General features: G+C 70.8%; 20 protein-coding genes. 3 read left to right on the top strand and 17 right to left on the bottom strand.

Features of this window, described 5'->3' with window-relative positions; all coding sequences use genetic code 11:
- Window positions 1-93 precede the first annotated feature (93 nt).
- A complete protein-coding gene (ppa, locus tag H2041_RS14045) occupies window positions 94-627 on the top strand; it encodes an inorganic diphosphatase (protein WP_293413618.1) in 534 nt (177 codons plus the stop codon).
- Window positions 628-688: 61 nt separating this feature from the next.
- Here ppa and trmB read toward each other — a convergent pair whose 3' ends face one another.
- The 11 genes from trmB to tsaB all read right to left on the bottom strand — a co-directional run bounded on the left by trmB (window position 689) and on the right by tsaB (window position 10134).
- Window positions 689-1366, bottom strand: a complete 678-nt coding sequence (trmB, locus tag H2041_RS14040) for a tRNA (guanosine(46)-N7)-methyltransferase TrmB (protein ID WP_293413616.1) — start codon at window positions 1364-1366, stop codon at window positions 689-691.
- 55 nt (window positions 1367-1421) lie between these two features.
- Window positions 1422-2642, bottom strand: coding sequence for a methionine adenosyltransferase (gene metK / locus H2041_RS14035; protein WP_293413614.1), 1221 nt, complete (start codon window positions 2640-2642; stop codon window positions 1422-1424).
- Between the two features lie 99 nt (window positions 2643-2741).
- The gene (locus H2041_RS14030) at window positions 2742-3188 is read right to left on the bottom strand and encodes a helix-turn-helix transcriptional regulator (RefSeq protein WP_293413612.1); all 447 of its coding nucleotides are present in this window, start codon (window positions 3186-3188) and stop codon (window positions 2742-2744) included.
- Between the two features lie 60 nt (window positions 3189-3248).
- Window positions 3249-4853 carry an apolipoprotein N-acyltransferase gene (gene lnt, locus H2041_RS14025; protein WP_293413611.1) on the bottom strand — a complete coding sequence of 535 codons (1605 nt, stop codon included), beginning with the start codon at window positions 4851-4853 and terminating at the stop codon, window positions 3249-3251.
- Between the two features lies 1 nt (window position 4854).
- A complete protein-coding gene (locus H2041_RS14020) occupies window positions 4855-5739 on the bottom strand; it encodes a hemolysin family protein (RefSeq protein WP_293413610.1) in 885 nt (294 codons plus the stop codon).
- Window positions 5732-6214 carry an rRNA maturation RNase YbeY gene (gene ybeY, locus H2041_RS14015; protein ID WP_293413608.1) on the bottom strand — a complete coding sequence of 161 codons (483 nt, stop codon included), beginning with the start codon at window positions 6212-6214 and terminating at the stop codon, window positions 5732-5734. Before ybeY ends, H2041_RS14020 begins: the two co-directional genes overlap by 8 nt.
- Complete coding sequence (locus tag H2041_RS14010) at window positions 6211-7164, bottom strand: PhoH family protein (RefSeq protein WP_293413606.1); 954 nt, start codon at window positions 7162-7164, stop codon at window positions 6211-6213. The genes ybeY and H2041_RS14010 overlap by 4 nt, the downstream gene beginning before the upstream one ends.
- Entirely contained in the window at window positions 7161-8534 is a 1374-nt protein-coding gene (miaB, locus tag H2041_RS14005) for a tRNA (N6-isopentenyl adenosine(37)-C2)-methylthiotransferase MiaB (protein WP_293413604.1), read from the bottom strand. Before miaB ends, H2041_RS14010 begins: the two co-directional genes overlap by 4 nt.
- Window positions 8535-8585: 51 nt before the next feature.
- Complete coding sequence (locus H2041_RS14000) at window positions 8586-8993, bottom strand: Fur family transcriptional regulator (RefSeq protein WP_293413602.1); 408 nt, start codon at window positions 8991-8993, stop codon at window positions 8586-8588.
- A gap of 35 nt (window positions 8994-9028) precedes the next feature.
- Window positions 9029-9484: a ribosomal protein S18-alanine N-acetyltransferase gene (gene rimI / locus H2041_RS13995; RefSeq protein WP_293413600.1), complete on the bottom strand. Its 456-nt coding sequence runs from the start codon at window positions 9482-9484 to the stop codon at window positions 9029-9031.
- The gene (gene tsaB, locus H2041_RS13990; RefSeq protein WP_293413671.1) at window positions 9481-10134 is read right to left on the bottom strand and encodes a tRNA (adenosine(37)-N6)-threonylcarbamoyltransferase complex dimerization subunit type 1 TsaB; all 654 of its coding nucleotides are present in this window, start codon (window positions 10132-10134) and stop codon (window positions 9481-9483) included. The genes rimI and tsaB overlap by 4 nt, the downstream gene beginning before the upstream one ends.
- Before the next feature lie 114 nt (window positions 10135-10248).
- On the opposite strand from tsaB, the gene H2041_RS13985 reads away from it, so the two are divergent.
- Entirely contained in the window at window positions 10249-10458 is a 210-nt protein-coding gene (locus tag H2041_RS13985) for a hypothetical protein (protein WP_293413598.1), read from the top strand.
- 9 nt (window positions 10459-10467) lie between these two features.
- Here H2041_RS13985 and H2041_RS13980 read toward each other — a convergent pair whose 3' ends face one another.
- The 5 genes from H2041_RS13980 to H2041_RS13960 form a co-directional block, all read right to left on the bottom strand.
- A complete protein-coding gene (locus tag H2041_RS13980) occupies window positions 10468-11043 on the bottom strand; it encodes a NifU family protein (RefSeq protein WP_293413596.1) in 576 nt (191 codons plus the stop codon).
- A gap of 159 nt (window positions 11044-11202) precedes the next feature.
- On the bottom strand, window positions 11203-11676 hold the full coding sequence (locus tag H2041_RS13975) for a universal stress protein (RefSeq protein ID WP_293413594.1): 474 nt from the start codon (window positions 11674-11676) through the stop codon (window positions 11203-11205).
- Window positions 11677-11727: 51 nt separating this feature from the next.
- Window positions 11728-12762, bottom strand: coding sequence for a tryptophan--tRNA ligase (trpS, locus tag H2041_RS13970; RefSeq protein WP_293413593.1), 1035 nt, complete (start codon window positions 12760-12762; stop codon window positions 11728-11730).
- A 339-nt stretch (window positions 12763-13101) separates the two neighbouring features.
- Window positions 13102-14787 carry a murein biosynthesis integral membrane protein MurJ gene (gene murJ / locus H2041_RS13965; protein ID WP_293413592.1) on the bottom strand — a complete coding sequence of 562 codons (1686 nt, stop codon included), beginning with the start codon at window positions 14785-14787 and terminating at the stop codon, window positions 13102-13104.
- A 140-nt stretch (window positions 14788-14927) separates the two neighbouring features.
- Complete coding sequence (locus H2041_RS13960; protein ID WP_293413590.1) at window positions 14928-17759, bottom strand: [protein-PII] uridylyltransferase; 2832 nt, start codon at window positions 17757-17759, stop codon at window positions 14928-14930.
- Between the two features lie 289 nt (window positions 17760-18048).
- On the opposite strand from H2041_RS13960, the gene H2041_RS13955 reads away from it, so the two are divergent.
- The gene (locus tag H2041_RS13955; RefSeq protein WP_293413588.1) at window positions 18049-19500 is read left to right on the top strand and encodes a PAS domain S-box protein; all 1452 of its coding nucleotides are present in this window, start codon (window positions 18049-18051) and stop codon (window positions 19498-19500) included.
- A gap of 63 nt (window positions 19501-19563) precedes the next feature.
- Here H2041_RS13955 and H2041_RS13950 read toward each other — a convergent pair whose 3' ends face one another.
- A complete protein-coding gene (locus H2041_RS13950) occupies window positions 19564-20532 on the bottom strand; it encodes an alpha/beta hydrolase (protein WP_293413586.1) in 969 nt (322 codons plus the stop codon).
- Window positions 20533-20633 lie beyond the last annotated feature (101 nt).

The raw sequence follows: 20633 nt of genomic DNA, 5'->3' as shown, positions 1-20633 counted from the left end.
GCGGTTTGGCCAATTCCCGTTTCCCCAAAGGGGTTTTGGCCCTATGGAGGCGCATCTCCTCCCCGAGACCAGATCACGCGAGTCATTTCCCACATGGACCTTTCCAAGATCGCCATCGGCGTCAATCCGCCCTACGACGTGAACGCCGTCATCGAAATCCCGCAGGGCGGCGAGCCGGTGAAGTACGAGCTCGACAAGGACTCCGGCGCGCTGCTGGTCGACCGGTTCCTGCACACGGCCATGTTCTATCCGGGCAACTACGGCTTCATCCCCCACACCCTGTCGGAGGACGGCGACCCGATGGACGTGATGGTGGTGGGCCCGACCCCCGTGGTGCCCGGCGCGATCATCCGCTGCCGGCCGATCGGAACCCTGATGATGGTCGACGAGGCCGGCGCCGACGAAAAGGTCCTGGCCGTGCCGGTGGACAAGCTGCACCCCTTCTACGCCGGCGTTGAATCCTGGCGCGGCCTGCCCACCATCCTGACCGAGCAGATCGCCCACTTCTTCAAGCACTACAAGGACCTGGAGAAGGGCAAGAGCGTCGACATCGTCCGCTGGGCCGATCCCGACGAGACCGCCGCCCTGATCCGGGCCGGCATCGAGCGGGCGCAGCAGGCGAAGTAGGCCGACGGGTCTGGCGACATGAGGGGGCGGCCGGCGACCGGCCGCCCTTTTTCGCGCCGGTTCAGACGCGGACGAAGTCGAGGAAGACGGGCGCGCAGTCGCCCAGACCCTTCTCCTCGTAGCGCGTGGTCACATGGTCGGCCGGGGCGACGCGCCAGTTGTCGGCGCGATCGGCCGACCAGCGGAAGTCCGGGCTGGCCAGGAACCGCTCCAGCGTCCAGTCGGCATAGTCGGCCCAGTCGGTGGCGAAGCGCAGGGTCCCGCCCGGCTTGAGCAGGCGGGCGAGTTCGGCGATCAGCTCGGCCTGGACCAGCCGGCGCTTGTGGTGCCGCGCCTTGGGCCAGGGATCGGGAAAGAGGATGAAGACCCGGTCCAGGCAGCCGTCGGGCAGGCGCGCCAGCAGGTCGCGCACGTCGCCGTCGTGCAGGCGCACGTTCGACAGTCCCTGCTCGTCCACGTGCCGCACGGCGCTCGCCACGCCGTTCAGGAAGGGTTCGGCGCCGATGACCAGGACGTCGGGGTGGCGGGCGGCCTGGGCGGCCATGTGCTCGCCGCCGCCGAAGCCGATCTCCAGCCACGCCTGACCGGCCCCGGGCATCAGGTCCCGCGGCGCGAAGGCCTGCGCCGGACAGCGGATCTGCGGCAGCAGGGTCTCCATGAGCGCCGCCTGCCGCGGCTTGATCGGACGCGACTTGATGCGCCCGAAGGAGCGCATCGGGGGATGGGGATCAGACGTCATGGGGAAGATCTAGACCCGGCGGCGCGGCGTGTCGCGCGCCGCCGGGTCTGACAGCTCAGACCAGGCTCTTCAGCTTGTCGACGAGGTCCGTCTTCTCCCAGGAGAAGCCGCCCTCGTTGTCGGGCTCGCGGCCGAAGTGGCCGTAGGCCGCGGTGCGCGCATAGATCGGGCGGTTGAGGCCCAGGTGCTCGCGGATCGCCCGCGGCGTGGCGCCGCCGATCAGCTCGGGCAGGACCAGCTCCAGCTTGGCCGGGTCGACCTCGCCCGTCTCGTGCAGGTTGACGTAGAACGAGAGCGGTTCGGCCACGCCGATGGCGTAGCTGATCTGGATGGTGCACTTGCGCGCCAGGCCCGCGGCCACGACGTTCTTGGCCAGGTAGCGGCAGGCATAGGCCGCCGAACGGTCGACCTTGGTCGGGTCCTTGCCCGAGAAGGCGCCGCCGCCGTGCGGCGCGGCCCCGCCATAGGTGTCGACGATGATCTTGCGGCCGGTCAGGCCGGCGTCGCCGTCGGGGCCGCCGATCTCGAACTTGCCGGTGGGATTGACCAGCCACTTGGTCTTCCGCGTGATCAGGCCCTCGGGGAAGACGCTCTCCACATAGGGCTTGATCAGGTCCTGCACGCGCTTGGGCGTGGCCAGCTGCATGCCGATGCGCTTCTTGTGCTGGGTCGAGACGACGATCTTGAGGACCTCGACCGGACGACCGTCCTCATAGCGCAGGGTGACCTGGCTCTTGGCGTCGGGCTCCAGGGCCGCGCACTCGCCCGAATGACGGACGTCGGCCAGCTTCTTCAGGATGTTGTGCGAGTACTGCAGGGTCGCCGGCATCAGCTCCGGCGTCTCGTCGCAGGCGTAGCCGAACATGATGCCCTGGTCGCCGGCGCCCTCGTCCTTCTTGTCGCTGGCGTCCACGCCCTGGGCGATGTGGGCCGACTGTTCGTGCAGATAGCAGGCGAACTTCGCCTTCTCCCAGTGGAAGCCCTTCTGCTCGTAGCCGATCTCGCGCACGGCCTGGCGCACCTTGGGCTCCAGGCTGCGGACGATCTCCTTGGTCATGGCCTTGTTGTCGGCCTTGGAGGCGCCGGGACGGCCGGCGCGGACCTCGCCCGCCAGAACGATGCGGTTGGTCGTCACCAGGGTCTCGCAGGCGACCCGGGCCTCGGGCTCGGCCGCCAGGAAGGCGTCCACCACCGTGTCAGAAATCCGGTCGGCGACCTTGTCGGGATGGCCTTCGGAGACGCTTTCGCTGGTGAAGATATAGGAGGAACGGCTCAAGTCGGGGGCTCCGGTCGACGAAGAGGGCCGCGCGAGACGGCGGCCCCTGGAACGTGCCGAGCACCCTATAAAGAAATCTTTATGTCCCGCAAGCCGGCGTCAGACGTCCGCGTCTTCGAGCAGGGCTTCCATCTCGGCCTCCTCGGCCATGGTCCGCACCAGGTCGAGCAGGCGGCGGCGCACCTTGGCGCGGCGGATCCGCGGAAAGAGGGTGGCCAGCTCCATCCCCTCCGGCGTCAGCAGGAAGTCGTGGACGCCGTCCCCTTCTTCGCCGCCGCGGTTCAGCGTGGCGGAGGCGGGATCGCCCAGGCCCTCATAGAAGTAGGAGACCGAAGTCTTCAGCGCGCGCGCCATCTCCCAGAGCTTGGAAGCGCTGACGCGGTTGGCCGCGCGCTCGTACTTCTGGACCTGCTGGAAGGTGAGTCCGATGGACTCGGCCAGCTTCTCCTGACTGACGCCCAGCTCCTTCCGGCGCAGCCGGATGCGCAGGCCCACGTGGCGGTCGACCGGATTGGGGGATCGGTCGAGATCGACTTCCTTGGTCATGCTTGACCCTTACCCGAACGGAACGCGGACCGCAAAAGAGCCATGCGGCCATCAGCCGCGTCATTGGCCGCGGCGGATGAATGCCCCTACGGCCATGCTTGCGGAAATGAGCAACATGATGGCGAACCCCCAATTTCCGAAACGCGCAAAAAGAGTGGGCGCCGCAGGCGCCGGCAAAGGCGCATCGATGACTCCGCGCGCGCCCAGACCCAGGTGCGCGTCCTCCGCCAGGCGGCCGCGCGAATCAATCACGCCGGAGACCCCGGTGGGGGTGGATCGCACCAGCGGCAGGCCCTCCTCGATGGCCCGGTAGGAGGCCAGGTTGAGGTGCTGCAGCGGGCCGCTGGTGGCCCCGAACCAGGCGTCGTTGGAGACGTTCAGGATCCACTCCGGCCGCACGCCCGCCCGGGCGGCGGCGCCCGCGGCGAAGCGCGGAAAGAGCGCCTCGTAGCAGATCAGCGGCTGCACCACGGGCAGGCCGGCCAGGGTCAGGGGCGCTGGCGGCGGGCCGGCGGTGAAGTCCTCGGGCATGTGGACGAGGCTGCGCAGGCCGAGACGGGTCATCAGGTCGCCCAGGGGCAGGTACTCGCCGAAGGGCACCAGGCGGTGCTTGTCATAGACGCCAAGGACTCTCAGGCCGCCGGTCTCCTGCCGCTCGAAGGCGACGAGCGTGTTGAAGTAGTCGAAGCCGCCGCCGGGGCCCACGTCCACGCGATTGGCGCCCAGCATGAGCACCTGGCCCGGCGCGAAGGCGGCGTTCAGGGCTTCCGGATAGGGCTGGCCCGGCGCCAGCAGGTCGTCGAGCACGGCGGGCAGGGCGCCCTCTGGCCAGATGACCAGGTCGGGCGTGCGGCCGGCGGCGGGCGCCCGGGCGCTGAGCTCGAGATACTCGCCGAAGATCAGGTCGAGATTCTCCGGCCGCCACTTGTCCTTCTGGTCGATGTCGGCCTGGACGATGCGGACCACAGGCGCCTGATCGCGCGGCGGGGGCGCGGTCGCCAGCCGCCAGAAGCCGCCGGCATAGAGCAGGGCCAGTCCGGCCAGGGCGGCGGCCGCCACGCCCCGGGCGGCGCGGCGCGGGGCGGTGGCCGCCACGGCCGGACTGGCGGCCAGCAGGACGGTGATCCAGGTCAGGCCATAGGCGCCGACCAGGGCGGCGGCCTGGGACGGCGCCCCGCCGGCCCGCCAGGCCTCCCCCGGCAGGTTCCAGGGAAAGCCGGTGAAGACGTGCCCGCGGATCCATTCGAAGAGGGCCAGCGCCCCGGCGAAGACCACGACGCGCCCGATCCCCTGCGGCCGGATCGCGCGGTAGAGCCAGACGCCGCCGCCCCAGAAGAGGGCGAGGCCGCCGGCCAGGAGGACGAGTGCGAAGGGCGCCATCCAGCCGTGGGAGGCGGCGTCCACCAGGAAGGCCTCGGTCACCCACCAGACGCTGAGCGCGAAATAGCCGAGGCCGGCGAACCAGCCGATCGAGAAGCCGAAGGCCAGCGGCCGCGCCGCGTCGCGGTCGGCCAGACGCAGAATCACCGCGAAGCCCAGCAGGCCGGGCAGCACGCCGAACGGCGGGTGGGCGAGCGCGGCCGCAAGGCCCGCCAGCAGGGCCAGGCCGCGCCGGCCCCAGGGGTTCGCCTCCAGGCCGGCGTAAGCCTTCAGGAACCGCTCCACGTCAGCCGACGGCGCTCGCGGCGAGGGGCGCGGCGGCGGGGCGCAGGCGCACGCGCTTCACCCGGCGGGGGTCGGCGTCCATCACCTGCAGCTCGTAACCGGCCGGATGTTCGATCAGCTCGCCGCGCTGCGGCACGCGTCCGGCGAGCGCGGTGACCAGGCCCGCCACGGTGTCGATCTCCTCCTCGAAGTCCGGCGGCGCCAGCTCCTGGCCGACGGCGGCCTCCAGCTCCTCCAGCGGCGCGCGGGCGTCGGCCTCGAAGACGCCGCCCGGCCGGGCGATCACCGACTTGGTCTGGGCTTCGTCGTGCTCGTCGTCGATCTCGCCGACGACGGCCTCGATCAGGTCCTCCAGCGTCACCAGCCCGTCGGTGCCGCCGAACTCGTCGATGACCAGGGCCATGTGCAGGCGCGTGGCCTGCATCTGCAGCAGCAGGTCGGCTGCGCGCATGGAGGCCGGCACATAGAGGGCGTCGCGGCGGATCCGGTGGAGGATGGCGTCCTCGGTCTTGGGCCCGGACCCGTTCTTGGACAACAGGCGGAAGACGTCCTTGACGTGAACCACGCCGACAGGGTCGTCCAGGGTCTCGCGATAGATGGGCATGCGCGAATGCTCGGCCTCGATGAACCGCTCGACCAGTTCGCCGAAGGGCGTGGCGAGTTCCACCGCGACGATGTCGGCCCTCGGCGTCATCACGTCGTCGACGCGAAGCGTCTGAAAGGCCTCGGCCTGCCGGACCAGCCGATTGTCCGGCTCGGCGAGCTTCGGAAGTTCTTCGGGCTCCCCGCCGGGGCGGCGGAACCGTTGCAGAAGGGCCCGAAACCCGCCGCCGCCCTGTCGGGGGGGCGCAGGTTCGGGCGGACTTCGATCGTCTGAGTTACCCATCGTCTCCTTGGTCGGCCGCATAGGGATCCGGAACGCCCAGCCCGGCGAGCAGTCGCCGCTCCAGGCCTTCCATCTCGGCGGCCTCGTCCTCGCTCATATGGTCATAGCCTACTAGATGCAGGACCCCATGCGCCACCAGATGCTGGAGGTGATGGGACAGCGGCTTGCCCTGATCGGCGGCTTCGCGCGCACAGACGCCGTAGGCCAGCGCCAGATCGCCCAGGAAACCCTCGGGGTTTTCCGCCGCGGGAAAGGACAGCACGTTGGTCGGTCCCTTCTTGCGCCGGTATTCGGCGTTCAGGTCGGCCACGGCCTCGTCGTCGGTCAGCAGGATGGCCACCAGGCCGAATTCGGGCGGCGTCGCCGGCGTCCGGCCGGCGGCGGCCAGGGCGGCTTCGGCGGCCTTCCGGGCCAGCGCATGCGCCTCGGGCAGGGCTTCGTCCCAGGCGTCGTCCTCGATCTCGATGTCGATCACGACGGGCCGCCGTTCTGGGCCGCGTCGGACTCGTAGGCGCGGACGATGCGCTCCACCAGCGGGTGGCGCACCACGTCCTCGGCCGAGAAGCGCGACACCGCCACGCCCTCCACGCCGTCGAGGATGGAGACCGCGTGGGCCAGGCCGGAGTCGCGGGCGTTGAGGAGGTCGACCTGGGTGGGGTCGCCGGTGACGGCCATGCGCGCGCCCTCGCCCAGGCGGGTCAGGACCATCTTCATCTGCAGCCGCGTGGCGTTCTGCGCCTCGTCGACGATGACATAGGCGTGGGCCAGCGTGCGGCCCCGCATGAAGGCGATGGGCGCCAGCTCGATCTCGCCCTTCTCGCGCCGCCGGCGGAACTGGTCGACGCCCATGATGTCGGTGAGCGCCTCCCAGACCGGCGCCATGTACGGATCGACCTTCTCGTTCATGTCGCCGGGCAGGAAGCCGAGCCGTTCGCCGGCCTCGACGGCCGGGCGGCTGACGATCAGGCGGTCGACCTCGCCGCGCAGCAGCATGCCCGCGCCATGGGCCACGGCCAGGAAGGTCTTGCCGGTGCCGGCGGGGCCCAGGCCGAAGACCAGCGGGTGGTCGGCCAGGGCCTTCAGATAGCGGGCCTGGGCCGGCGTCTTGGGGGCCACCTGGCCGCGCCGGCCGACCGGCAGGCCGCCGGGGGCGGTTCCCGCGCCGGTGCGCGCCTGGCCGATGGCCACGCGCACGTCGGCCTCGGTGATCTCCAGGCCCTGGTCGGCGCGGCTGGCCAGCGACTGGATGGCGCGCTTGGCGGCGGCGCGCGACTTGGCGTCGCCGCTGAGCTGGACGCCGCCGCCGGGGGTCTCGAGAAGCACCCCGAAGGCGTCCTCGATCAGGGCGGCGTGGCGGCTGTTGGTCCCGCCGACGGCCCGGACGGCGTCGTCGGTCAGGACGATGAATTCAGGGGCGCGGCTCAAATTCGCTCCAGGACAGGCGCCCCGGCGGGGCTTTCGACCAGAACGCCCGAAAGGCTGTTCTTGCTCGCGCCCTCGATGCGGACGGCGGCGATCTGGCCGATCAGGCGCTCCGGCGCGGCGGCGTGGACACCCTGCAGATAGGGGCTGCGGCCGACCAGTTGTCCCTCGTGCCGGCCCTTCCGTTCGAAGAGGACGGGCAGGGTCCTGCCGATCTGGGCGGCGTTGAAGGCGACCTGCTGCTCGTCGAGCAGGGCCTGCAGGCGCGCCAGCCGCTCGGTCTTCACCTCTTCGGGGACCTGACCGGGCAGGGCGGCGGCGGGCGTGCCCGGACGGCGCGAATACTTGAACGAGAACGCGCTGGCGTGACCCATCTGGCGGACCAGCGCCAGGGTCGCCTCGAAGTCGGACTCGCGCTCGCCGGGGAAGCCGACGATGTAGTCCGAGGAGATGGCGATGTCCGGCCGCGCGGCGCGGATCTTCTCGATCAGCGCCAGATAGGCCTCCACCGTGTGGCCGCGGTTCATGGCCTTCAGGATCTTGTTCGACCCCGACTGCACCGGCAGGTGCAGGAAGGGCATGAAGGCCGAAAGCTCCCCGTGGGCGGCGATCAGCTCGTCGTCCATGTCGCGCGGGTGGCTGGTCGTGTAGCGGATGCGGTCCAGGCCCGGGATCTGCGCCAGGGCGCGCGCCAGGGCGGCCAGCCCTCCCGATCCGTCCGGGTCGCGATAGGCGTTGACGTTCTGGCCCAGCAGGGTCACCTCGCGCACGCCCTGCTCGGCCAGGCTCTGCGCCTCCTTCAGGATGGCGCCGGCCGGCCGCGACCACTCGGCGCCGCGGGTGTAGGGCACCACGCAGAAGGTGCAGAACTTGTCGCAGCCCTCCTGCACGGTGAGGAAGGCGGTCACGCCCGAGACGGTGCGCTTTTCCGGCAGGGCGTCGAACTTCTCCTCGGCGGCGAAGTCGGCGGCCAGGCGCTCGCCGCGGGCGCGGTGGGCGCGGGCGATCAGCTCGGGCAGCTGGTGATAGGCCTGGGGCCCGACGACGAGGTCCACCGCCGGCTGGCGGCGCATGATCTCCTCGCCCTCGGCCTGGGCGACGCAGCCGGCGACCGCGATGGTCATGCCGGCGCCGGCGGCCTCGCGCTCCTGCTTCATCAGACGGATCTGGCCGAGCTCGGAATAAACCTTTTCCGTCGCCTTCTCGCGGATATGGCAGGTGTTCAGCACCACCAGGTCCGCGCCCTCGGGGCTGTCGGTCACGCCATAGCCCAGCGGCGCCAGCACCTCGGCCATGCGCTCGCTGTCATAGACGTTCATCTGACAGCCGTAGGTCTTGATGAAGAGGCGCTTTTGCGGCGCGGTCACGGGCATTTCCGCCTTATGGGGTCGCGCGAGGCCGCATTCAAGCGCCGGGCGCGCGCGCTAGTCTTCGATCGGCATGCCGTAGAGCTCGAGCCGGTGGTCCACCAGCTTGTAGCCGAGCTTGCGGGCGATGGCCTCCTGCAGGGCCTCGATCTCCTCGTCGACGAACTCCACCACCTTGCCGGTCTTCATGTCGATCAGGTGGTCGTGGTGGACGTCGGTGGCCTCCTCGTAGCGGGAGCGGCCGTCGCGGAAGTCGTGCCGGGCGATGATGCCGGCCTCCTCGAACAGGCGCACCGTGCGGTAGACCGTGGCGATCGAGATATGCGGGTCCACCTCGTGGGCGCGCCGATAGAGCTCCTCCACATCGGGATGGTCCGTGGCGGCCGACAGCACGCGGGCGATCACCCGCCGCTGCTCGGTCATGCGCATGCCCTTTTCGATGCAGAGATTTTCGATCCGGTCCACGCGGTCCTCCTGATGGTTCGTCCGCAAGAATATGTCTAAGCCTTGCGGGTGTTAAGATCGAGCCGCATGACCAGGGCGTCGATCCGCCTCTCGGCGCGGGCGTAGTAGCCGGCGCGGCGGCCGGCTTCGGCGAAACCCAGCGACCGGTAGAGGGCCTGGGCGGCCGGATTGTCCTGCGCCACCTCGAGAAAGAGATTGTCGGCGCCGCCCTGGGCGGCGAGGCCCGCGGCGGCCCGGACCAGCGCCGCGCCGATCCCCCGTCGCCGCGCGGCGGGCGCGACCGCCAGGGTCAGGATCTCCGCCGCCTCGAACAGGGCCCGGCAGAGGATCATGCCGACGGGGCCGGACTCGTCCTCGGCGAGGAGGGCGATGGTTCCCGCGCCCTGCGCAAGGCTCGCCATCTGTGCGGCGGGCCAGGACGGGTCGAAGGCCTGTGCGTGGAGGGCGGCCAGGGTTTCGGCCGCCTCGGCCCCGACGGGGGCGAGCTTCACGCCGCCTCCGGGCCGGGCCGTCCGCCCGGCAGGCGGGCGTCCGGCGCACGCAGATAGAGCGGACGTGGCGACGCGCCCGCCGGCGCCTGGCGGGCGAGCCGCGCGACGGCCGCCGGGTCGCAGGCCGTCGCCGGGTCGATCTTCGCCTCGAACAGCAGGTCGGCCAGCAGGGCCGCGCCCGATCCGGTCAGGGTGGCTGCGCCGCCGCCCGACAGCTCGGCGACGCGCGCCGCGGCGGTGGCAAGGTCCAGGGCGTCGGGAGCCATCAGCGGCCGGCCGTCGGAGAAGGCCTGGAGATAGACCTGCTCGCGTCGCGCATCGATGACGGAGAAGACGAGACCCGGGTGCGGCTCGGCCAGGGCGGCGAGCGCGCCGACGCCGGCCACCGGCCGCCCGAGCGCCGCGCCGAGGCCCTTGGCGAAGGCGAGGCCGACCCGCAGGCCGGTGAAGGAGCCCGGCCCCACGGTCACGCCGATACGGTCCAGATCGGCGAAGCCGAGCCCGGCCTCGGCGGCGACCCGCGCCACCAGCGGCGCCAGCGCCTCCTGGTGCCCCCGGGCCATGGGCAGGCTCTGCGCAGCCCGCACCACGCCGCCGTCGAGGACGGCGGCCGAGCAGGCCTCCAGGCAGGTGTCGATTCCAAGGACGATCATGTGAGGCGGGCGCTAGCAGCCCAGCCGCGGGTTGGAAAGCTCGGAGCGGGGGCCGGAGCGGAACGGCCCGGCCTCCGGCGAGTTGGCTGTGCCACGCGAGAGGAGAGAGCCATGGACGCGCCGAAGCCGAACACCGCCACAGTCAGCTTTCGCGCCGGCCGGGCCAGGTTCATGGCCAGGGTGAGCATGTCGCCGGCGGGCCTCCTCGCCGTCGGCGGCCTGGTGTCGGGCATCCTGCTCTCGACCTCCGTGCTCGTCTGGTCGGCGACCAATGTGGCGCGGCGCCGGCCGCTCGCCTCGGCGATCCTGACGCGGCGCTAGCTGGGGCGCTCAGAGCGTCTGTTCGACCCGGGTCACTTCCGGGACGTAGTGCTTGAGCATGTTCTCGACCCCGGCCTTCAGCGTGGCGGTGGAGGAGGGGCAGCCGGCGCAGGCGCCCTTCATGTGCAGCCAGACGACGCCGGTGTCGGCCTCGAAGCGGGAGAAGACGATGTCGCCGCCGTCCTGGGCCACCGCCGGGCGGATGCGGCTGTCCAGCAGTTCCTTGATCTCGGTGACGATCTGGGCGACCTCGCCCTCATAGACGGGCTCGGCCTCGTCCTGCCCCGCCGCGGCGGCCTCGCCGGTGAAGAGAGGGCGGCCCGAGGTGAAGTGGTCCATGATGGCGGCCAGGACCGGCGCCTTCAGGTGCGGCCAGGCGTGGTGCGGCCCCTTGCCGACGGTCACGAAGTCCGGACCGAAGAAGACCCGCTCCACGCCCTCGATGTCGAAGAGGTCGGCCGCCAGGGGCGAGGCCTGGGCCTCCTCCATCGTGCGGAAGTCGTGCGATCCCTCGCCGGCGACCTCGCGGCCGGGCAGGAACTTCAGCACCTCGGGGTTCGGCGTGGTTTCGGTCTGGATGAACATGGGCCTGATGTGGCCTGCGCAGCCGCAGCGCGCAAGACCCCTCGCGATGGTCGGGTATGGGCGGGGCGTGGGCGGCCCCGCTCCGGCCCGGGTTGCGGCGCGACCGATGCGAAGAGGCTCCGCCGCTGGAGGCGCTGTCGCGGAGCGACGGAGGGGGCCTCACGCCAGGTCGGCGATCTCCTCGTCGGTCAGGTCGCCGGGGACGACGGTGACGGGCAGCTTGCGGCCGCCCCACTTGACGCCCTCCTTGGCGAGGGAGGCGACCAGCGGCCCGGGGCCGCGGCCATGGGCGGCGGCGGCCAGCACCAGGATCTTGATGTCGGGATCGTCGGCGATGACGCCCCTCAGAGCCTGGCGCGCGCTCTCGGCGTTCTTGATGATGAACTCCGGCGCCGCGCCGGTCTCGGCGATGACGAACTCGGCCATCTTCTGCAGGAAGGCCTCGGCCTCGGACCGCGCCTGGCGCTCGATCTCCTCGCGCACGCCCGACCAGTGCTCGAAGACCGCCGGCTCGATGACGCGCAGCAGGGCCACGTGGCCGCCGGTGGAGCGCGCCCGGCGGCAGGCGAACCGCAGGGCCGCCTGGAACTCCGGCGTGTCGTCGGCGATGACGAGGAACTTGCGCTGGCTCATGGGGCGGGACGGTGGCGCGGCGCGGGCCGTTCGGCAAGTGGGGCGCGCGCCTTACGCGCCCCAGAAGCCCACCAGCCTGCGGGTTTCGGCCAGAGTCGGGGCGGCCGCCTCGCGGGCGCGTTCGGCCCCCTTGGCGAGCACGCGGTCGATCTCGGCCGGGTCGGCCATCAGCCGGCGCATTTCGGCGCCCACGGGCCCCAGCTTCTCCACCGCCAGTTCGGCGAGCTTCGGCTTGAACGCCCCGAAGCCCTGGCCGGCGAACTCCGCCAGAACCTCGGCCGAGGACCGGCCGTCCAGCGCCGCATAGATGCCGATCAGGTTCTCCGCCTCCGGCCGGCCCTTCAGCTCGTCCAGGGTTTCCGGCAGCGGCTCCGGGTCGGTCTTGGCCTTGCGGATCTTCTGGGCGACCAGGTCCGGCTCATCCAGCAGGTTGAGGCGCGAATTGTCCGACGGATCGGACTTGGACATCTTCGCCGTCCCGTCGCGCAGCGACATGATGCGCGAGCCGGGCCCTTGCGTCAGGGCGTCGGGGAGGGGGAAGAAGGCCGGGGCCTCGAAGTCGTGGTTGAACTTGGCGGCGATGTCGCGGGTCAGCTCCAGGTGCTGGCGCTGATCATCGCCCACCGGCACGTGGGTGGCCTTGTAGAGCAGGATGTCGGCGGCCTGCAGCACCGGATAGGTGTAGAGGCCGACGCTCGCGCGCTCCTTGTGCTTGCCCGACTTCTCCTTGAACTGGGTCATGCGGTCGAGCCAGCCGAGGCGGGCGACGCAGTTGAAGATCCAGGCGAGCTCGGCGTGCGCCGGCACGGCCGACTGCGGGAAGATGGTCGCCTTCTCCGGATCGAGGCCCGAGGCGAGATAGGCCGCGGTGATCTCGCGCACCTGGTTCGCCAGCAGCTTCGGATCCTGCCAGACGGTGATGGCGTGCATGTCGGCGACGAAGATGAAGGTGTCCATCTCGTGCTGCAGGCGGGCGAACTTCACCAGCGCGCCGAGATAGTTGCCCAGATGCAGGGCGCCCGAGGGCTGGACGCCGGAGAGCACGCGCTGGGGGCCGCTGTAGGCGGCGGGAGCTTGGTCGGTCATGGGATCTTGGGGATCAGGCTTCGACTTGGAATGGGACAGGCAGGCAGAGGCGTCGCGCCCCGACCGGATCAGGGGGCGCTCAGGACGCGCGGCGCCATCGCCAGGTTCTGCGAGCCGGAAAAGCCATGGCCCTGCGCATAGTCCCCACGGCGAGCGCTGGCAAGGCTTGCACAGCGCCGCATCGATGCGCGCCGCAGGCGCCGTTCAGATGTGACACAAAGGCCACCAAGGTCAGCGAAGGACACCAAGAAGAGCCGACACGCCTTCGTGTCCTTTGCGATCCTTCGTGCTCTTCGTGTGACCCATGCGGCCTGACGGCCGCGAACGCGTTCGGCGTCGTCAGCCCACGTCCGCCGGGGTTGGCGCCGATGCGCCGTTGCGGCGGGTGACGGCGCTGCGCAGTTCGGCGCGGGTGACGCCGCCGAAGACGAAGACCAGCAGGCCGTAGAGGAGGAGGCCGGCCAGGGAGAGGACGACGACCCCGATCTCCTTGGCGCCCAGCAGCGGCAGGTCCAGCGCCCGCAGGGGCGCTTCGAAGGCGGCGCGGTTGGCGGCGGCGAAGGCGAGCGCCGCGCCCATGACGGCGCTGGCCAGGGCGACGCGCAGGATCTTCGAGGTCACGAAGGCCGAGGGGCGGTAGTCCCCCTTGCGCCACAGGGCGACCAGCATCTGGATGACGGCGATCCAGGCGGCCAGGCTGGTGGCCGCGGCGATGCCGGGCACGCCGATGACGAAGAACAGGGCGACGCCGGCCGCCACATTGATCGCCACCGAGATCAGGGCGAAGCGCATCGGCGTCTTCGTGTCCTCGCGGGCGAAGAAGGCCGGCTGCAGGATGCGCTGCAGGACGAAGGCCGGCGTGCCCCAACCGTAGTGGAAGAGCAGGGCGCCCGTGGCTGCGGCGTCGGCGGCCACGAAGGCGCCGCGGGTGAACAGGCCGTCGATCAGATAGACCGGCATGGCCATCAGAGCGGCGGCCGCCGGCAGGCTGAGCGCCAGGCCGAAGATCAGCCCCTGGTCCATGGCGCTCTTCGCATCGTCGTGGTCGCCGCGGCGCAGGGACTGGGCGAGCCGCGGCAGCAGCGCCACGCCGATGGCCACGCCCACCAGGCTCATGGGCAGCTGGTAGAGACGGTCGGCGACGTTCAGCCAGACCCGGGCGCCGGCCACCTGGGAGGCCAGGATGCCGGAGATGAAGATGTTGATCTGGGTGGCGCTGTTGGCGATGGCCGCGGGGATGGCGCGCCGGGTCAGGGCCTTCATCTCCGGCGTCAGGCGCGGGCGGACCAGGCGCACGCGGGCGCCCGACTTCCGCGCCGCCCAGATGACGAGGGCCGCCTGACCGATCCCGGCGATGATCACCCCGATGGAGGCGGCGTAGGCGGCCCGGATCGGGTCGGTCTGCGGCCAGACGATGGCCAGCATCACGACGTTGAGGATCGTCGGGTAGAAGCCCGAGACGATGAACCGGCCATGCGCATTGAGGATGCCGGAGAACAGGGCGGCGATCGCCATGCAGGGCAGGTAGGGCATGGTGATCTGGGTCAGGATCACCGACAGCCGGAACTTCTCCGGCTCGTCCACATAGCCGGGATTGATGACGAACATCAGCCAGGGCATGGCGAGCTGCGCGACCACCGTCAGGGCCACGGTGACGGCGGCGAGCCCCGCGGCGGCGTCGGCCGCGAAGCGGTCGGCCTCGCCCTCGCCGTCGCCCTCCAGCCGCTTGGCGTAGTCGGGCACGAAGGCCGCGGCGAAGGCGCCCTCGGCGAAGATGCGGCGGAAGAGGTTGGGGAAGGCGAGGGCGGTGTAATAGGCGTCGGCCGCGATGGTCAGGCTGGCGCCCAGGCGCGCCGTCACCACCAGGTCCCGCACCAGGCCCAGCACCCGGCTGAAGAGGGTCAGCGCGGAGAAGATCACCGAGGAGCGCAAGAGGCCGGCGCGCTTGGCCGGCGGCTGCGGGGCTGCGCCGGCCTGGCTCGCCGCCGTATCGCGCGCCGTCTCTGTCGGGGGTTCGGTGCTCACGCGTGGCCTGTGGAGCCGAACGGGCCGGGGGTCAAGGCGGGATGCAGGGGAGACCGTCTTCGTTCCCGGCGACCGCCGTCGCCCTCATCCTGCGGCGGCGCCTCAGGATGAGGACCCTGGTGCGGGCGGGGATGCTCGCCCTATCGCGCGACGCTCGCCCGGGCGCGCTGGAGGCGGGCGCGGCTGCGGGGGCGGACGGCGGCCTCGCCCTCGTTGAGGACCTCCATGAGCGACGATTTGAGCGCGTTCAGCCGCCGGATCTCGGTCACCTTCCAGCCGGCGGAATCGGTGACGTAGAAGGCGTCCACCGCCCGCTCGCCATAGGAGTCGATGTGGGCCGAGACGATGGAGAGGCCCGCCTCGGCCAGCACGCCGGCCAGCGCGGTCAGCAGGCCCGGCCGGTCGCGGCCGGTGGTCTCGACGATGGTGGCGTGTTCGGAGGCGTCGTTGTCGATCAGGACGGTGGGCGTGATGGCGAAGGCGGCCATGCGGGCCATGTCGGCGGTCCGCGGCGGCTCGGCGCTGGGCGGTTCGCCCCTGGCGGCGGCCTCCAGCGAGTCCGCCAGACGCGGCAGGGCGGCGGGATTGTCGTGGCCATAGGGCTGGCCGGTCACGTCCTGCACATAGAAGACGTCCAGGGCCCGGCCCTGGCGGGAGGTGAAGACCCGCGCGCCCAGCACGCTGGCGCCCGAGACGGTGATGGCGCGGGTCAGGTCGGCGAACAGGCGCGGGCGGTCCTGCGTCGCGACCACGATCTCGGCGGCGTTCAGGTCCTCGCGCACATAGCCCATGGCCGCCGCGCCCTCGGCCTCGGCCCGCTGGGAGACGGCGGCGTGGATGGCGATCTCGTCCTGGCCGAAGCCGGTGAAATAGGCGTCCTCCATGGACTCCGCCCAGGCGGCGGCGGCCGGATCGGCCTCCACCAGCCGGGCGCGGATCTCGGCGGCCGCCAGGGCCTGGCGCTGGCGCACCACGACCACGGCGTCGCTGGCCCGCCCGCCGCGGAAGACGGCCGAGGCCGAGGCGTAGAGGTCGCGCAGGAGCTGGCCCTTCCAGCCGTTCCACACGCCCGGCCCCACGGCGCGGATGTCGGCCACGGTCAGCACCAGCAGCAGGCGCAGGCGCTGAGGCGTCTGCACCATGCGCACGAAGTCGGCGACGGTGCGCGGATCGGAGATGTCGCGCTTCTGGGCGTAGTCGCTCATCTCCAGGTGATGCTCGACCAGCCAGGCGACGAGGTCGATCTTGGCCCGCGGCAGGCCCAGCCGCTCGCAGACGGCGCGGGCCGAGCGGGCGCCGGCCTTTTCCTGACCGCCCGCCACGCCGCCCTTGCCCGTGTCGTGCAGCAGCATGGCGAGATAGAGCACCTCGCGGTCCTCGATGCGCGGCATCAGCGAGGTGGCCAGCGGATGGTCCTCGCCCAGCCGGCCGCCGGCGATGTCGGCGATGATCCCCACCGCCCGCAGGGTGTGCTCGTCCACCGTGTAGGAGTGGTACATGTTGAACTGCATCTGGGCGACGATGCGACCGAACTCGGGGATGTAGCGGCCGAGCACGCCGGCCTCGGTCATCAGGGTCAGCGTCCGCTGCGGATCGCGCCCCTGGGCCAGGGTGTCGAGGAAGATCTTGGCCGCCTTCGGGTCGCGCCGGACCTTCGACGTGATCACCGCCAGCGACCGCGTGGCGGCGGTGAAGGCGTCGGGGTGCAGATCAAGGTCGCGTTTGTCGGCGATCTGGAAGAGCCGCAGCAGGTTCAGCGGATCGGCCTCGAAGACCTCCGGCCCCTCCACGTCCAGGCGCCCGCCCTCCTCGTGGAAGCCGGGCACGTCCAGCGGCTTGCGGCTCGTCTTCTTGCGCCCGCCCGGCAGCAGGCGGGAAATGCCCTTGGGCGCCGACTTGACCCGCTCGGCCTCCAGCTTGGCCGCGAAGACGCGGGTCAGCGCGCCGACCTCTTTGGCGATCAGGAAGTAGCGCCGCATGAAGCGCTCGACGGCCGGATTGTCGGCCCGGTCGCCATAGCCCATGCGGCGGGCGATCTCCGGCTGCAGGTCGAAGGTCAGCCGCTCCTCCGGCCGCCCGGTCGCGAAGTGCAGATGGGCGCGCACCGCCCACAGGAAGTCGAAGGCGCGGATGAAGGTGCGGATCTCGCGGCCCTCGAACATCTCCAGCTGCGGCACGCCGTCGACGCGCTCGGACGGGTTCAGATATTCGGCGATCCAGAAGAGGGTGTTGAGGTCGCGCAGGCCCCCCTTCCCCTCCTTGACGTTGGGCTCGACCATGTAGCGGCTGGCGCCGGCGCGCGCCTGACGCTCGTCCCGCTCCTTCAGCTTGGCGGCGACGAACTCCGCGCCGGTGCCGCGCACCACCTCGTTGCGGAAGCGGACCTTCAGCTCCTCGGCCAGGGCCTCGTCGCCGGTCAGGCGCCGCGACTCCAGGATCGAGGTGCGGATGGTGAAGTCCTCGCGGGCCAGCTTCACGCACTCGTCGACGGTGCGCGAGGCGTGGCCGACCTTGAAGCCCAGATCCCACAGGGCGTAGAGCATGAACTCGATCACGCTCTCCACGTGCGCCGTCTGCTTGTAGGGGCGAATGAACAGGAGATCGATGTCGGAGAAGGGCGCCAGCGTCCCGCGCCCATAGCCCCCCACCGCCATCAGGCACAGGCGCTCGCCCTCGGTGGGATTGCGCGCCCGGATCATATGGACGGTGGTGAAGTCGTAGAGCGCGGTGACCACCTCGTCGGTGACGCCGGACAGGAGCCGCGCGGTCTCGATGCCGCCGGCGCCGTTCTCCAGCCGCTCCTTGGCGATCATGCGCCCGCGGAACAGGGCCTGCTTCAGGATCTCCAGCGCCCGGCGCCGCTGCTCCACCTCATCGCCCGCCGCATCCAGCGCCGCCGCCGAAAGCTGGGCGCGCAGCCGCACGCCGTCGACGACATATTCCAGGCGGGTGGGCTTCAGGCGAGGGGGCATGGGTGCGGGGGGCTGTGGAGGGTGAGGTACAGCATATAGGCGTTCAGCCTTCGCCCGTCAGGCCAATCCACGTGCTGACGGACCGCGCGCGAGGGAGCAAGCAGCCGCCCTATACGTCGACTATCGCACTTCCCGTCTCCCGCCTTTGTGGTAACGAGGTTCTGGTTTCACGGGAGGGTTGAATGCCAGGCGTCGCTTGCACGCGGTGGATGTCGCGCGAGGCTTCTCATCCCGCTTCGGGCGTGACATCGCGGGGCTTCGGGGCATGAGCCTGCGGTCGAGGGATGGCGTGTCCCAGGTTTCCCCCAGCTATCTGCAGCTCCTGAGCGCCTCGGCCGAGCAGCTGCTGGCCGCCGAGGACATCCGGCGGGGCGCGGCCGAGCTCTTCGACACCCTGCGCGAGGCGCTCAGCCTCGACGCCTATCTGAACTACACCCTGACGCAGGACGGCGACCTCCTCCTGGAAAGCTCCCGCGGCCTTGACCCAGCGGCGGAGCTGACCGGCGCGCGCCTCGGACTCACCGGCACCGTGTGCGGCGAGGTCGCCGCGACCCGCTCGCCCCGCCACGCCACCGCCATCCAGGCCTCCGACGATCCGACCGTCGGCTTCCTGAAGTCGGTGGGACTGAACTGCTATGCCTGCACGCCCATGGTGGCCAGCGGGCGCCTGCTGGGCACGCTCGGCTTTGGGCGGCGCGGCGCCGACCGGTTCACAGATGACGAGCTGCATCTGCTGCACACCGTCACCCACTATCTCGCCATGGCCTATGACCGGCTGCGCACGGCGAGCGCCCTGCGCGAGAGCGAGCGGCGGCTGAACGCCGTGCTCGACAACGCCACTGTGGCCATCATCCTGATGGATGAGCGCCAGCACTGCGCCTACATGAACGCCGCCGCCGAACGGCTGACCGGCTACCGGTTCGAGGAGACGCTGGGCCGCCCGCTGCACGACGTCATCCACCACACCCATCCGGACGGGACGCCGTTTCCGCTGCAGGACTGCCCCATCGACCGGGCGTTTCCGGAGAACAGCCAGGAGCAGGGCGAGGAGGTGTTCGTCCACAAGGACGGCCACTTCTATCCTGTCGCCTTCACGGCCAGTCCGATGCGCGACGACGACTCGCGCACCATCGGCACCATCATCGAGGTGCGGGACATCACCGAGCAGAAGCGCACCGAGCAGGCGCGCGAGCTCCTGATGCGCGAGGTCGATCACCGCGCCCGCAACGTGCTGGCCATCGTGCAGTCGCTGGTGACCCTCACCAAGGCGCCGGATCTGCCCGCCTATCGCGAGACCCTGCTCGGACGCGTCAGTTCGCTCGCCCGCGCCCAGGGCTCGCTCGCGGCCCGGAACTGGGAAGGCGCGGCCGTCGCCGACGTGCTGGCCAAGGAACTGTCGGCGATCGCGCCTTCCGAGGCCTACCGCCTGGAGGGTCCGGCCCACACGCTGAAGCCCGATCAGGTGCAGCCGCTCGGCATGATCATCCACGAACTGGCCACCAACGCCGCCAAGTACGGCGCCCTGAGCCGCGAGAGCGGTCGGGTGTCGCTGACCTGGCGATCCACGCCGGAGGGCCTGGCCTTCGAATGGCGCGAAACCGGCGGCCCGCCGGTGCAGCCCCCCACCGCCCGCGGCTTCGGCTCCCGCCTGATCGCCCGCCTGGGGCAGCAGTTGGGGACGGAGGTTCACATGGAGTGGGCGGTCGGGGGGCTCTACGTCGAGTTCCATGCGCCGCACTGAGGCCGCCGTCGCCCGGCGGCCAGAAGCGAGCGCCGCATCGAGGGGCGCTCGCTCCGCAAAGCCCTAAGCCTTGAAGAAGGCCAGCAGGTCGGCGTTGATCAGGTCCGGATGGGTCTGCGCCATGCCGTGGGGCAGGCCGGGATAGGTCTTCAGGGTCCCCTGCCGGACCAGCTCGATGGCCAGATGGGCGCTGTTGGCGATCGGGACGAGCTGGTCGTCTTCGCCGTGCATGATCAGCACCGGAACATCGATCTGCCGGAGATCCTCGGTGAAGTCGGTCTCCGAGAAGGCCTTGATGCAGTCGTAGTGGGCCTTGGCGCCGCCGGCCATGCCCTGGCGCCACCAGTTGTCGATCAGGCCCTGGCTGACCTTGGCGCCCGGGCGATTGAAGCCGAAGAACGGACCCTCGGGAATGTCACGGAAGAACTGGGCCCGGTTCGCCGCCAGGGAGGCGCGGAAGCCGTCGAACAGCTCCATCGGCAGGCCGTTCGGATTGGCCGGCGTCTTCAGCATGATCGGCGGCACGGCGCCGATCAGCACGGCCTTTGCGACCCGGCCCGGCTTGGCGCGCGCGACGTAGCGGGCGACCTCGCCGCCGCCGGTGGAGTGGCCGACATGAATGGCGTTCTTCAGGTCCAGGGCGTCGGCCAGGGCGATCACGTCGGCGGCGTAGGTGTCCATCTCGTTGCCGCTGTCGGTCTGGGTCGATCGGCCATGGCCGCGCCGGTCGTGCGCGATCACCCGGTAACCCTGCAGCCGGAAGAACATCATCTGGGCGTCCCAGTCGTCGGACGACAGGGGCCAGCCGTGATGGAAGACGATCGGCTGCGCGTTCTTCGGACCCCAGTCCTTGTAGAAGATCTGCACCCCGTCCTTCGTGGTCACGAAGCCGCTCTCGGTCCGGTCGGCGCCGCGGCCGGTCTGCGACGGCGCAGGCTCGGCGGCCTGTCCGGCAGAAGCGGCCGAGATCGCCGCGAGTCCGAGGCCGGCGGCCATGACGCCGCGGCGGGAAGCTTGGTTGGACGCAGTCATGGTCGTCTCCATTTGTGTGTGCGACAACGATTATCGCGATAACGAACCGTCTAGCTGCGTCATTTCGCCTTGTCCAGATATTTCTTATCGCGACATCTTTT

This window comes from Phenylobacterium sp. (assembly GCF_013911965.1).
Taxonomy (GTDB): Bacteria; Pseudomonadota; Alphaproteobacteria; order Caulobacterales; family Caulobacteraceae; genus Phenylobacterium.
Note: the sequence above shows the minus strand (reverse complement) of the source record. Positions and strands in the feature narration are given on the sequence as shown.